Origin of the sequence: Pseudomonas peli (assembly GCF_050563605.1) — a bacterium.
In the GTDB taxonomy this organism is placed as follows: Bacteria; Pseudomonadota; Gammaproteobacteria; order Pseudomonadales; family Pseudomonadaceae; genus Aquipseudomonas; species Aquipseudomonas peli_A.
Genome location: NZ_JBNXUH010000006.1, coordinates 239,203 through 250,516 on the forward strand (window position 1 = coordinate 239,203; position 11,314 = coordinate 250,516).

An 11,314-nucleotide genomic window follows, 5' to 3' on the forward strand; every position below is an offset into this window, starting at 1 on the left:
GCGCAGAAACGAAAAAAGCAGCCCGAAGGCTGCTTTTTTATTGGAAAGCTGAGACTTAGCCCAGTTTTTCCTTGATGCGCGCTGCCTTACCGGACAGGTCACGCAGGTAGTACAGCTTGGCTTTACGTACGTCACCGCGACGCTTAACAGCCAGGCTATCAACCAGCGGGCTGTAGGTCTGGAAAGTACGCTCAACGCCAACGCCGTTGGAGATCTTACGAACAGTGAAAGCACTGTTCAGACCACGGTTACGCTTGGCGATTACAACGCCTTCGAAAGCCTGCAGACGCTGACGGTCGCCTTCTTTCACTTTAACCTGGACTACAACAGTGTCACCCGGTGCGAAAGTCGGGATCTCTTTGCCCATCTGCTCAGCTTCAAGCTGCTGAATAATCTTGTTGGTCATGCTGCGCTCCTAAGACAGGCCTCGGCCGGTCATCGATACATTAACTATCGTCCCGCTGGCGGACGTATTCCTCCAGCAGCTTTTTCTCTTCTCCAGAAAGCGAGCGGCTTTCCAGAAGATCGGCACGTCGTTCGTAGGTCCGACCAAGGGACTGCTGCAAACGCCAGCGCCGGATGTGTTCGTGGTTGCCACTAAGCAACACTTCGGGAACACGTTTATCCGCATACACCTCCGGGCGGGTGTAGTGCGGGCAGTCGAGTAGGCCATCCGTAAAGGAGTCCTCCTCGGCCGAATCTGCATGACCCAATGCACCAGGCAAAAGGCGCGTTACCGCGTCGATCAGCACCATGGCCGGCAGCTCACCGCCAGACAGGACGTAGTCCCCAATCGACCATTCTTCATCGACATGCGCCTCAATAAAGCGCTCATCAATTCCTTCGTAGCGGCCGGCAATCAGGATTAACGCATCCTCATTGGCCAGTTCGCGTACTGCTGACTGCGTCAGCTGGCGACCTTGCGGCGACAGGTAAATCACCTTGGCCGCACCACCTGCAGCCTGCTTCGCTTCAAGCAAAGCATCTTCAAGCGGCTTGATCTTCATCACCATGCCTGGGCCACCGCCAAAAGGCCGATCATCCACGGTGTGGTGACGGTCTGTGGTGTAGCTACGCGGACTCCAACAGGTCAGTTGCAACAAGCCCTGTTTCACCGCTCGGCTGGTAATGCCATATTCGCTGATGGCAGCAAACATTTCCGGGAACAACGTAATGACTTCAACGCGCAGATTAGGCATCAGGCTTAGAAGTCCGCATCCCAGTCGACCCGCATTTCGCCAGAACTCAGATCAATCGACAACACGCATTGCTCGGTATAGGGCAACAGGCGCTCACGACCATCCAGGCTGTCGGTGCAGGGTTTAACCACCATCACATCGTTGGCACCGGTTTCTAACAAGTGATCGATTTTGCCGAGCAATTGCCCTGCCTGGTCGATAACCTTGAGACCTTCCAACTGGTACCAGTAGTACTCGCCGTCTGTTAACTCAGGGAACAGGTTGCGCGGCACACAGATCTCATAACCAGCGAGAAGACGCGCTTCTTCACGATCATCAAGACCCTTAAGCTTCGCGACCAGGAACTTATCACTCCCGCGTCCGCTGACCAGCTCTACCTGTTTGACACTGCCTTCGCGCCTAAGCGTCCAGGACTTGTACTCCAACAGGTTTGCAACAGGATCAGTAAAGGAATACACCTTCACTTCACCGCGAACGCCATGTACAGAGTAGATCTTGCCGATAACGATCAAATCATCGGTAGAAACAGGCGTCGCGCTCATATTGCTTAGGCCGCAGCCTTAGCAGCGTCCTTCAACAACTGGGCAACACGATCAGAAGGCTGTGCACCAACGCTCAGCCAATGGGCCAGGCGGTCTTGCTTCACGGACAGACGAACTTCCTGACCACGAGCGATAGGGTTGAAGAAACCGATTTCTTCTTTGTGCGAACCGTCGCGTGGGTTACGGCTGTCGGTCACGTTGATTTTGTAGAACGGGCGCTTTTTGGAGCCGCCAAGGGCAAGACGAATCGTTAGCATGTGAACATAGTTCCTGTAGTCGGTGCTGCAAATCTAAATGCACGGCGGGCATGGGTGCCCGAAAGGCCGCATATTCTAAGGAATATCCGGATTTTTGCAAATGGCTTTTTCAGGCGCATAGGACTGTGCAATCAAGATTTGCCAGAGGGCCGCTGTCCAAACCGGCCAATCAGCTCCCGCAAAAGGCGGGTTTACTGTAAATCCCCGCCTTCCGCGGGGGCTGCGTCGACATCGCCGCCGACGCGGATTCCTTACATCTTCGGCATGCCGCCCGGCATCATCCCGCCCATGCCGCGCATCATCTTGGCCATACCGCCTTTGGCAGTGAATTTCTTCATCATCTTCTGCATCTGCTTGTGTTGCTTGATCAAGCGACCGATGTCCTGCACCTGAGTACCGGAGCCCATGGCGATGCGGCGCTTGCGCGAGCCACTGATCACATCAGGATCGCGGCGCTCCTGAGGGGTCATCGAGTTGATGATCGCCTCCATCTGCTTGAACTGTTTCTCGGCAGCGCCTTGGGCATTGCCCATCTGCGCCAGATTGACGCCGCCCATCTGTGGCAGCTTGTCCATCAAGCCGCCGAGACCGCCCATGTTTTTCATCTGCTGCAGCTGGTCACGGAAGTCTTCGAGATCGAAGCCCTTGCCCTTCTTCAGTTTCTTGGTGAGCTTCTCGGCTTTCTCGCGATCCAGGGTCTGCTCGGCCTGTTCGATCAGACTGAGTACGTCGCCCATGCCGAGAATGCGCGAGGCAATCCGATCCGGGTGGAAGGGTTCGAGCGCCTCGGTCTTCTCACCCATACCGATAAACTTGATCGGCTTGCCAGTAATCGCGCGCACCGACAACGCCGCACCGCCGCGCGCATCACCGTCGACCTTGGTCAGCACCACACCGGTCAGCGGCAGCGCATCATTAAAGGCCTTGGCGGTATTGGCGGCGTCCTGACCGGTCATGGCGTCGACCACGAACAGGGTTTCCACAGGCTTGATCGCCGCGTGCAGCGCCTGGATCTCCGCCATCATTTCGGCATCGATAGCCAGACGACCGGCGGTATCGACGATCACTACATCAATAAACTTGAGTTTGGCTTCCTTGATCGCCGCCTCAGCGATATCCACCGGCTTCTGGCTGAGATCGGAGGGGAAGAAGGTCACGCCAATATCATTGGCCAGGGTTTCCAGCTGCTTAATCGCCGCCGGACGGTAAACGTCGGCAGACACCACCATCACGGTCTTTTTCTTGCGCTCTTTAAGGAAGCGCGCCAGCTTACCTACGGTGGTGGTCTTACCCGCACCCTGCAGACCCGCCATCAGCACCACGGCTGGCGGCACGGCATTCAGCGCCAGGTCTTCGTTGGCCGCGCCCATCAGCTCTTCGAGTTCGGCGCGAACGATCTTCACGAACGCCTGACCCGGCGTCAGGCTCTTCGACACCTCGGTGCCGACCGCGCGATCCTTGACCTTATTAACGAAGTCCTTGACTACCGGCAAGGCGACGTCAGCCTCAAGCAAGGCCATGCGCACTTCACGCAAGGTGTCCTTGATGTTGTCTTCACTCAGCTTGGCTTTGCCAGTGACATTTCGCAGAGTTTGCGAGAGGCGGTCAGTCAGATTTTCGAACATGCGCGTTCCTTTCAGGCTCAGTCGAGCCGAGGGTGGGCTTGCAACAGGTCGCGGATTATAGCGAAGACTGCAAGGCACCGACACCGCCAGACGCTTTCGTGGCGCACGGGTTGTATGCCACACTGGCCGCCTTTCGGGTTTGCCTGACAAGGATTTATGCACCCTCTGCTACCCAGCCTCGCCGCTGCCTGCCTCTACGCGGGAGCCGCACTCTATCAAGGCCTGCGCCTGCAACAGCGCAGCACATCCAATAAGCGCCTGCTGGTTGCACTCGGCACACTGGCGCTGCTGCTGCACGGCAGCAGCCTGTTTCTGCAGATGTTCGATACCAGTGGTCTGTCGCTGGACTTCTTCAAGGCCGCCAGCCTGATTGCCGCTGCCGTTATTCTGCTGACGCTACTGGCCTGCACGCGAATCCCGGTGGAAAACCTGCTGTTACTGCTATTCCCCCTGGGCTTTGTCACAGTTCTGCTCGCCCAATTTATGCCGAGCGGCACCACCCAGGCCATTGATGAAGCGCCCGGCATCCTGGCGCATATCCTGCTGTCGATCACCGCCTACGGCATGCTGACCATTGCGGTATTCCAGTCGCTGCTGCTGCTATTGCAGGACCATCAGCTCAAGCACAAGCACCCGTCCGGGCTGATCAAGAACTTCCCCCCCTTACAGACCATGGAAAGCCTGCTGTTCGGCTTTCTCTGGGCCGGCTGGGCATTGCTGTCACTCTCTCTGCTGTCTGGCGCGCTGTTTATCAGCGACCTGTTTGCCCAGCACCTGGCGCATAAAACCATCCTGTCGTGCTTTGCCTGGGTGGTGTTTGCCGTGCTGTTGTGGGGCCGCCATCAACTCGGCTGGCGCGGCCACAAAGCCATTCGCTGGACCCTGGCGGGCTTCTGCCTGCTGATGCTGGCCTATTTCGGCAGCAAGCTGGTTCGCGAATTCATCCTGCATATCTGAGACCCCTTCCGTGGACGACCTTCACTCCAGCTACCTGCTTGGGCTGCTGATTTTTCTGATTCTTTGCTCGGCATTCTTCTCCAGTTCGGAGACCGGGATGCTCAGCCTCAACCGCTATCGCCTCAAGCACATGGCCAAGGAGGGACATAAGGGCGCCAAGCGCGTCACTATCCTGCTCAGCCGCCCAGACCGCCTGCTCGGCACGATTCTGGTTGGCAACAACGTGGTCAACATCCTCGCCGCCTCCATCGCCACCGTGCTGGCCGTGGATATCTGGGGCGAAGCCGGGATCGCAATTGCCACCGCTGGCCTGACCATCGTCGTGCTGATTTTCGGCGAAATCACCCCGAAAACCCTGGCTGCCCTGCGTCCGGAACTGGTGGCTTTTCCCGCCAGCCGCTTGCTGCTACTGCTGCAACGCCTGCTCTACCCGGTGGTCTGGACCACCAGCACCATCAGCAACGTGCTGCTGCGCCTGCTGGGCATCGATCCTTCGCAACGTGCCAGCGACAGTTTGTCTACCGAAGAGCTACGCAGCGTGGTGCGCGAGTCCGGCGCCGGCATGCCGAAGAATCGCCAGAACATGCTGCTCGGCATCCTTGATCTTGAGCGGGTGACGGTGGATGACATCATGATTCCGCGCAATGAAGTCACCGGCATCAACCTTGATGACGACCTTGAAAGCATTATCAATCTGCTGACTAACACCACCCACACGCGCCTGCCGGTATTTCGTACTGACATCAATCAGATCGAAGGCATCGTGCACATGCGCCAGATTGCCAGGCTGCTGACGCACAACGAGCTGAGCAAAGAGGCGCTACTGGCGGCCTGCAACGAGCCGTACTTCGTACCCGAAGGCACGCCGCTGTCGACCCAACTGATCAATTTTCAGAAGCAGAAACGCCGGATCGGCATCGTCGTCGATGAATACGGTGATGTGATCGGCATCGTTACCCTGGAAGACATCCTCGAAGAAATCGTCGGTGACTTCAGCAACCAGGACACCCTGCGCAGCCCGGATATTCACCCTCAGGAAGACGGTACCCAGGTAATCGATGGCGCGGCTTATATCCGTGAAATCAACAAGGCGCTGGACTGGCACCTGCCCTGCGATGGGCCGAAAACCCTCAACGGCCTGGTGACCGAGGCACTGGAAAGCATCCCTGACAGCGCCGTATGCCTGAAAATCGGCCCTTATCGCCTGGAAATTCTGCAATCGTCAGAAAACCGGGTAAAAAGCGTGCGCGCCTGGCAAACCAAGCCTAAGGCGCACACCGAGCCGCCGGCGCAAGACTGACGGCCAGCCCCTGCGCCCACACGCGATAGCCCAGACCTGACGGGTGATAACCATCACGCGCCAGGTACTCGGCGGAAAACTCCAGCTCAACCGCGTGATGCCCTGCCCCCAGGCCTGCCGCTAGTTGGCGCAGGCGCGCATCCAGCAGGCCGGCGCGCATACCGAGCAAACGCCGCAGCAGCCAGGGCAAGGCGCTGAAATGCTGCAATGGCGGCACACTGCTAAACGCCACCCGAGCGCCGCGCGCGGCCAACGCTTCAGCCATACCGCCGAGTGCGGCGTCCCAACGGGGTAATGAGGTCAGGTGGGTGGTGTCATTGACGCCGAACACCAGCAGTGCCAGATCAAAGGGCTGATCCAGCACCTGCGGCAGCAGCCGTTCATGGGCCTGCGCAGCGGTAATGCCGTTTTCGCCGCAGGCACGCCAGGCAACCGGACGGCCGCAACGCGCAGCCAGCGCCGTAGCCAGCTGCCCGACCAGCGCGGCGTCCAGTTCATCCACCCCCACGCCAACCACGGTCGACTCGCCCAGCACCAGCAGACGCAATGGCTCGCCCGGTAAGTCCGCACCAGCCACGCCACTCAGTGGCCCTGCGGCTGGCGGTAAACGCAGCGTGCTACGGCGCGTGCGCAGCGCTAGCGGCAAGGCAATCGGCGCCAACAGCACCAGCCCTAGCCACCAGGCATAGGCACGCAGCGCATTCACAGCTCGACCTTGACCGCCTGCGCCGCACGCGTGGCCTTGGCCCGCGCCGCTTGCAATGACTCATCCCGCGCCAGCGCCACGCCCATCCGCCGCTGGCCACTGACTTCGGGCTTGCCGAACAGGCGCACAGCGGTATCCGGTTCAGCTAGAGCCGCCGCCAGGTTGCCGAAGCTGACCTGCTGCGACTCGCCCTCGACCAATATCACCGCAGAAGCCGATGGGCCGAACTGACGAATCGCCGGAATCGGCAAACCGAGAATCGCCCGTGCATGCAGCGCAAACTCGGACAGATCCTGAGAAATCAGGGTGACCAGGCCGGTGTCGTGCGGGCGCGGCGATATCTCGCAGAACCACACCCGATCACCTTTGACGAACAGTTCCACGCCAAACAGCCCACGCCCTCCCAGCGATCCGGTAACCGCCAGGGCGATGCGCTCGGCTTCGGCCTGAGCCTTGGCGCTCATCGGCTGCGGCTGCCAGGACTCCTGGTAATCGCCCTTGACCTGACGATGACCAACAGGCGCACAGAAGGTGGTACCGCCGCTGTGGCGCACGGTAAGCAGCGCGATTTCATAATCGAAATCGATAAAACCCTCGACTATCACCCGGCCCTTGCCGGCGCGGCCACCGGCCTGGGCGTAATCCCAGGCGGCTTGCAGATCATCCAGACTTTTCAGCACCGACTGGCCTTTACCCGAGGAACTCATGATCGGCTTGATCAGACAGGGAAAGCCGATGCTCTCGACTGCGGCGCGGCACTGCTCGAAGGAGTCGGCAAACTGATAAGGCGAAGTCGGCAGACCCAGCTCTTCGGCGGCCAGGCGGCGGATGCCTTCACGGTTCATGGTCAGCTGCGCGGCGCGGGCGCTGGGGATGACGGTAAAGCCTTCATTCTCCAGCTCGACCAGGGTCGCGGTGGCGATGGCCTCAATCTCCGGCACGATGTAATGCGGCTGTTCCAGCTCGATCACCGCCCGCAACGCGTCGCCATCAAGCATATTGATCACATGACTGCGATGCGCCACCTGCATGGCCGGGGCATTGGCGTAGCGATCCACGGCGATAACCTCGACACCCAGACGCTGCAACTCGATCACCACTTCCTTGCCCAGCTCGCCAGAGCCACACAACAGCACACGGGTCGCGCTCGGCGACAAAGGGGTTCCGATACGGGGCATGGTGAATCCTCAAACTGATCAAGAAAGTTAGAACCTGCTCACGATCTCGCGAGCTAGAGCACTGCAAGGCAAAAACAGGCGAGGAAGCGGAGTTTACGAGCTGTAAATGAGCATTCCGAGCCTGTTTTTAACGCAGCAGGGCCGACGCGCAGCAGATCGTGATCCGGTTCTTACAGCAGAATGCCTTTGGCCTTGGCCCGCTCATGACACTGCACCAGCACCTCGCGGCGCTCGGCGTTATCCATCAGGCTCCAGCGGGTGATTTCGGCCACCGAGCGTTGGCAGCCGATACAGATATCTTCATCATCCAGCGCGCAGACATGCACGCAGGGCGAGGCGACCGGACGTTCCTGCGGTTGCATCAGTCATCCTGCTCCTGCAGGTCACGAGCATAGCGCTGGGCGTTGTGCACGTAATGGGCGGCGCTGGCTTCGAGCATCTTCTTCTGCGGCTCGGTCAGTTCGCGCACCACCTTGCCGGGCGAACCCATCACCAGCGAACCATCGGGGATTTCCTTGCCTTCACCGATCAAGCTGTTGGCGCCGATGATGCAGTACTTGCCGATTTTCGCGCCATTGAGGATCACCGCATTGATGCCGATCAGACTGTAATCGCCCACCGAGCAGCCGTGCAGCATGGCGTTGTGGCCAATGGTCACGCCGGTACCGATATTCAGCGGAAAGCCCATATCGGTGTGCATCACGGTGCCGTCCTGCACGTTGCTGTTCTCGCCGATATGGATCAGCTCGTTGTCGCCGCGCAGCACGGCGTTGAACCACACGCTAGCACCCGGCTCCAGCTTGACCTTGCCGACCAGGGTGGCATTCGGTGCAACCCAGCTGTCGGCATGGGCCTCGACTTGGGACGAACCCAGGCGATATTTCATGGATGCTTCCTCAATAGGCTCAGGTGAGCTTGATAAAGTGCTCGGGCGGCTGGTGCATATCGATATGCACATCGTCGAACACCAGGTTGACCAACTCGACCAGCATGATCGCCGTCAGCCCCCAGATTTTATATTCGCCATAACGGTAACTCGGCACATACCAACTGCGCCCGAGGTAATCGATACGGTGGGTGGTTTCCCGCGGGTCGTCGCGAAAGAACGCCAGCGGCACGGCAAATACGGCGGCAATCTCACCGTCGTTGGGTTTGTACTCGACAAAATCCGGCACCAGGCCGACATAGGGCGTGACCTGAATACCGTGGCGCGACACCAGGGTACTAAGTGGCCCTACCACCTCGACCAGCCCAGGCGGCAAGCCGATTTCTTCTTCCGCCTCACGCAAGGCGGTCTCGATCAGATCGGCATCTTCCGGGTCACGCCGACCACCGGGAAACGCCACCTCACCACCATGGGTGGACAAACCGCTGGCGCGCAAGGTCAATACCACTTCTGGCTCGTCGCTGCGGGTAATGGGCACCAGCACTGCGGCCTCAGGGTAACGCTTGTCGGTCTGCAGAATGTGCGGGCTATAGCCACGCATGCGATGGAGCAACTCGTCCAGCATGGGGATTCTCAGTCTTTTATTCTGCGTTCGATCATGGCACGAAAGCAGCGCACGGCCCAAGCCCCGCGCCACCAGCAGCAATCATTCTGGCGCTCGATAAACCCCGCTTGCCGAGCACACAACACGCGCGCCAAGATAGCCAACACGCAGCGAGGGCCTGGCATGAAGTTCTGTAGCAACTGTGGCGGCGCGGTCAGTCACATCATCCCGCAGGGCGACAACCGCCTGCGCCACGTCTGCGCGCAGTGCCAGACCGTGCATTATCAAAACCCGCGAATCATCGCCGGCTGCCTGCCGGTGTGGGGCGAACAGGTGCTGCTGTGCCGCCGCGCCATCGAGCCACGGCGTGGCTACTGGACCTTACCGGCAGGCTTTATGGAGAACGGCGAAACCCTGGAGCAGGCCGCCGCCCGCGAAACCCACGAAGAAGCCTGCGCGCGAGTGCGCAGCCTGAGCCTCTATACCCTATTCGACCTGCCGCATATCAATCAGGTGTATATGCTGTTTCGCGCCGAGCTGGTCGACCTGGACTTTGCCCCGGGCGAAGAGAGCCTTGAGGTTCAGCTATTTCACGAACAGGACATCCCCTGGTCAGAGCTGGCTTTCCCGACCATCGGGCGTACCTTAGAATGCTACTTCGCGGACCGCCGAGAGCAGCACTACCCGGTCCGCAACGAGCCGCTTGAAGCCTTGCGCGCACATTACAAGAAAGCCTTTTGATTCACGGGAAATACGATGCGCTGGTTGTTCGCCCTACTCTGCCTGACCGTTACCCTGGCTGCTCCCGCCAGCACCACACCGACCCTCAAGGGCAAAGTCATCGACAAGGTGTTGGTGATCAAATCTGAACGCAAGTTGCACCTGATCAGCCGTGGCGACACCCTCAAGTCCTATCGCATCTCTCTGGGCAAAAAGCCTAAAGGGGCCAAACAACGCGAAGGCGATCTGCGCACCCCAGAAGGTTTCTATTGGATCGACTGGCGCAAGACCAGCGACAAGTACAACCTGTCCATGCACATCTCTTACCCCAACGCCCGCGACCAGGCGCAGGCGCGCAAGAGTGGCGTATCGGCCGGCGGCATGATCATGATTCACGGCACGCCGCTGGATGAGGAATACCCGGAGTGGATGTTCCACACCCTAGACTGGACCGAAGGCTGCATCGCCATGCGCAACATTGATATGCGCGAGGTCTGGGCAGTGGTCAAGGACGGCACCCTGATCGAAATCAGACCCTGATCAACAGGCATAAAAAAGGCGCCTTCATGGCGCCTTTTTTATGAATTAGAACTGGATATCTGACAGCCGCCACACCTCAAAAGCCGGCGTCTCATAGGGATGCTGCTTCTTCATGGCCTTGACGGCATCATGGATCAGCTCATCGGCCACGACCATCTCGACTTTCCACTCTGCTACCTGCTTGACCTGCCCAGGCTGACCGAGAAATGGCTGACTGCCTTCCAGAGCGCGGAACTGGCCCTGCCCCAGGGTCTGCCAACAACACTGATCATAATGACCAATACGTCCGCCGCCGGCGCTGAACACCGCGCTTTTCACGGCATCCAGATGAGTTTCAGGCACATAAAAACACAGCTTGTACATCGAAGTCTCCGCCGGCAAGACTGATAAAAACAGTTCGATAATGATGCCACACAATAATGGCATTTTGCCTTATCGGGTATTCGCGCAGCCCATCACACTTGCACCCTATGACCGGATAATGTGCTGTGTGTTCAACGTATTAGCTTAATAAGCCAGGCTACAAGCCACGCCAGAATCGCCGCCAGCGGGCCTTGATACCGGTTACCGGCTGGTTATAGCTACCATCACAGTAAGGTAGACGTTGCGAGCGGGCGCAACGGCAAAGCAGCAGAAACTGCTCACGCTCAGGCTGCAGTTCAAGCACATCAGGGCAGGCAGAAACACAATCGGGAAGCTGGGACGAACGCCCGCAGCGGCACAGCAGCAAGGTATCGCCAGGTTTGACCTGGCGCACCTCAGGCAGAATCGGCGCAGGCTTACTCGACATAAGCCTGCGC

At 59.0% G+C, this 11,314-nt stretch carries 16 protein-coding genes; 4 read left to right on the forward strand and 12 right to left on the reverse strand.

Annotation, left to right across the window (positions count from 1 at the left end; genetic code table 11):
* Positions 1–55: 55 nt before the first annotated feature.
* From rplS to ffh, 5 genes are all read right to left on the reverse strand, one after another.
* Entirely contained in the window at positions 56–406 is a 351-nt protein-coding gene (gene rplS / locus ACQ4LH_RS09650) for a 50S ribosomal protein L19 (protein ID WP_108486694.1), read from the reverse strand.
* 40 nt (positions 407–446) lie between these two features.
* Complete coding sequence (gene trmD, locus ACQ4LH_RS09655) at positions 447–1,199, reverse strand: tRNA (guanosine(37)-N1)-methyltransferase TrmD (protein ID WP_430696969.1); 753 nt, start codon at positions 1,197–1,199, stop codon at positions 447–449.
* 5 nt (positions 1,200–1,204) lie between these two features.
* A complete protein-coding gene (gene rimM / locus ACQ4LH_RS09660) occupies positions 1,205–1,741 on the reverse strand; it encodes a ribosome maturation factor RimM (RefSeq protein WP_430696970.1) in 537 nt (178 codons plus the stop codon).
* A gap of 5 nt (positions 1,742–1,746) precedes the next feature.
* Positions 1,747–1,998 carry a 30S ribosomal protein S16 gene (rpsP, locus tag ACQ4LH_RS09665; protein WP_090239277.1) on the reverse strand — a complete coding sequence of 84 codons (252 nt, stop codon included), beginning with the start codon at positions 1,996–1,998 and terminating at the stop codon, positions 1,747–1,749.
* A gap of 251 nt (positions 1,999–2,249) precedes the next feature.
* Positions 2,250–3,623 carry a signal recognition particle protein gene (gene ffh / locus ACQ4LH_RS09670; RefSeq protein WP_311088955.1) on the reverse strand — a complete coding sequence of 458 codons (1,374 nt, stop codon included), beginning with the start codon at positions 3,621–3,623 and terminating at the stop codon, positions 2,250–2,252.
* 156 nt (positions 3,624–3,779) lie between these two features.
* Here ffh and ACQ4LH_RS09675 point away from each other — a divergent pair, with 156 nt between their 5' ends.
* Together ACQ4LH_RS09675 and ACQ4LH_RS09680 are read left to right on the forward strand one after the other, a co-directional pair.
* Entirely contained in the window at positions 3,780–4,580 is an 801-nt protein-coding gene (locus tag ACQ4LH_RS09675; protein WP_430696972.1) for a cytochrome C assembly family protein, read from the forward strand.
* A gap of 10 nt (positions 4,581–4,590) precedes the next feature.
* Positions 4,591–5,880, forward strand: coding sequence for an HlyC/CorC family transporter (locus ACQ4LH_RS09680; RefSeq protein WP_430696973.1), 1,290 nt, complete (start codon positions 4,591–4,593; stop codon positions 5,878–5,880).
* Here ACQ4LH_RS09680 and ACQ4LH_RS09685 read toward each other — a convergent pair.
* The 5 genes from ACQ4LH_RS09685 to ACQ4LH_RS09705 form a co-directional block, all read right to left on the reverse strand.
* Entirely contained in the window at positions 5,846–6,586 is a 741-nt protein-coding gene (locus ACQ4LH_RS09685) for an SGNH/GDSL hydrolase family protein (protein WP_430696974.1), read from the reverse strand. The two genes, ACQ4LH_RS09680 and ACQ4LH_RS09685, sit on opposite strands and share 35 nt — an antisense overlap.
* On the reverse strand, positions 6,583–7,764 hold the full coding sequence (gene purT / locus ACQ4LH_RS09690) for a formate-dependent phosphoribosylglycinamide formyltransferase (protein ID WP_430696975.1): 1,182 nt from the start codon (positions 7,762–7,764) through the stop codon (positions 6,583–6,585). The genes ACQ4LH_RS09685 and purT overlap by 4 nt, the downstream gene beginning before the upstream one ends.
* Positions 7,765–7,934: 170 nt before the next feature.
* Positions 7,935–8,126, reverse strand: coding sequence for a DUF1289 domain-containing protein (locus tag ACQ4LH_RS09695; protein WP_430696976.1), 192 nt, complete (start codon positions 8,124–8,126; stop codon positions 7,935–7,937).
* On the reverse strand, positions 8,126–8,650 hold the full coding sequence (locus tag ACQ4LH_RS09700) for a gamma carbonic anhydrase family protein (protein WP_430696977.1): 525 nt from the start codon (positions 8,648–8,650) through the stop codon (positions 8,126–8,128). Before ACQ4LH_RS09700 ends, ACQ4LH_RS09695 begins: the two co-directional genes overlap by 1 nt.
* 19 nt (positions 8,651–8,669) lie before the next feature.
* Positions 8,670–9,275 carry a CoA pyrophosphatase gene (locus ACQ4LH_RS09705; RefSeq protein ID WP_430696978.1) on the reverse strand — a complete coding sequence of 202 codons (606 nt, stop codon included), beginning with the start codon at positions 9,273–9,275 and terminating at the stop codon, positions 8,670–8,672.
* A 162-nt stretch (positions 9,276–9,437) separates the two neighbouring features.
* Here ACQ4LH_RS09705 and ACQ4LH_RS09710 point away from each other — a divergent pair, with 162 nt between their 5' ends.
* Both ACQ4LH_RS09710 and ACQ4LH_RS09715 read left to right on the forward strand, forming a co-directional pair.
* Positions 9,438–9,995: an NUDIX hydrolase gene (locus ACQ4LH_RS09710; protein WP_430696979.1), complete on the forward strand. Its 558-nt coding sequence runs from the start codon at positions 9,438–9,440 to the stop codon at positions 9,993–9,995.
* A 15-nt stretch (positions 9,996–10,010) separates the two neighbouring features.
* Positions 10,011–10,514, forward strand: coding sequence for a L,D-transpeptidase family protein (locus ACQ4LH_RS09715; protein WP_430696980.1), 504 nt, complete (start codon positions 10,011–10,013; stop codon positions 10,512–10,514).
* A 45-nt stretch (positions 10,515–10,559) separates the two neighbouring features.
* On the opposite strand, the gene ACQ4LH_RS09720 is transcribed toward ACQ4LH_RS09715, so the two are convergent.
* Both ACQ4LH_RS09720 and ACQ4LH_RS09725 read right to left on the reverse strand, forming a co-directional pair.
* On the reverse strand, positions 10,560–10,877 hold the full coding sequence (locus ACQ4LH_RS09720) for an NGG1p interacting factor NIF3 (protein ID WP_430696981.1): 318 nt from the start codon (positions 10,875–10,877) through the stop codon (positions 10,560–10,562).
* 157 nt (positions 10,878–11,034) lie between these two features.
* Entirely contained in the window at positions 11,035–11,304 is a 270-nt protein-coding gene (locus tag ACQ4LH_RS09725) for a CDGSH iron-sulfur domain-containing protein (RefSeq protein WP_430696982.1), read from the reverse strand.
* Between the last annotated feature and the right edge of the window lie 10 nt (positions 11,305–11,314).

Coding starts and splice junctions, on each gene's coding strand:
- rplS (WP_108486694.1), bottom strand. CDS start 406: ATGACCAACAAGATTATTCAGCAGCTTGAAGCTGAGCAGATGGGCAAA.
- ffh (WP_311088955.1), bottom strand. CDS start 3,623: ATGTTCGAAAATCTGACTGACCGCCTCTCGCAAACTCTGCGAAATGTC.
- ACQ4LH_RS09710 (WP_430696979.1), top strand. CDS start 9,438: ATGAAGTTCTGTAGCAACTGTGGCGGCGCGGTCAGTCACATCATCCCG.
- trmD (WP_430696969.1), bottom strand. CDS start 1,199: ATGCCTAATCTGCGCGTTGAAGTCATTACGTTGTTCCCGGAAATGTTT.
- purT (WP_430696975.1), bottom strand. CDS start 7,764: ATGCCCCGTATCGGAACCCCTTTGTCGCCGAGCGCGACCCGTGTGCTG.
- ACQ4LH_RS09705 (WP_430696978.1), bottom strand. CDS start 9,275: ATGCTGGACGAGTTGCTCCATCGCATGCGTGGCTATAGCCCGCACATT.
- ACQ4LH_RS09720 (WP_430696981.1), bottom strand. CDS start 10,877: ATGTACAAGCTGTGTTTTTATGTGCCTGAAACTCATCTGGATGCCGTG.
- ACQ4LH_RS09675 (WP_430696972.1), top strand. CDS start 3,780: ATGCACCCTCTGCTACCCAGCCTCGCCGCTGCCTGCCTCTACGCGGGA.
- ACQ4LH_RS09700 (WP_430696977.1), bottom strand. CDS start 8,650: ATGAAATATCGCCTGGGTTCGTCCCAAGTCGAGGCCCATGCCGACAGC.
- ACQ4LH_RS09695 (WP_430696976.1), bottom strand. CDS start 8,126: ATGCAACCGCAGGAACGTCCGGTCGCCTCGCCCTGCGTGCATGTCTGC.
- rpsP (WP_090239277.1), bottom strand. CDS start 1,998: ATGCTAACGATTCGTCTTGCCCTTGGCGGCTCCAAAAAGCGCCCGTTC.
- ACQ4LH_RS09725 (WP_430696982.1), bottom strand. CDS start 11,304: ATGTCGAGTAAGCCTGCGCCGATTCTGCCTGAGGTGCGCCAGGTCAAA.
- ACQ4LH_RS09715 (WP_430696980.1), top strand. CDS start 10,011: ATGCGCTGGTTGTTCGCCCTACTCTGCCTGACCGTTACCCTGGCTGCT.
- rimM (WP_430696970.1), bottom strand. CDS start 1,741: ATGAGCGCGACGCCTGTTTCTACCGATGATTTGATCGTTATCGGCAAG.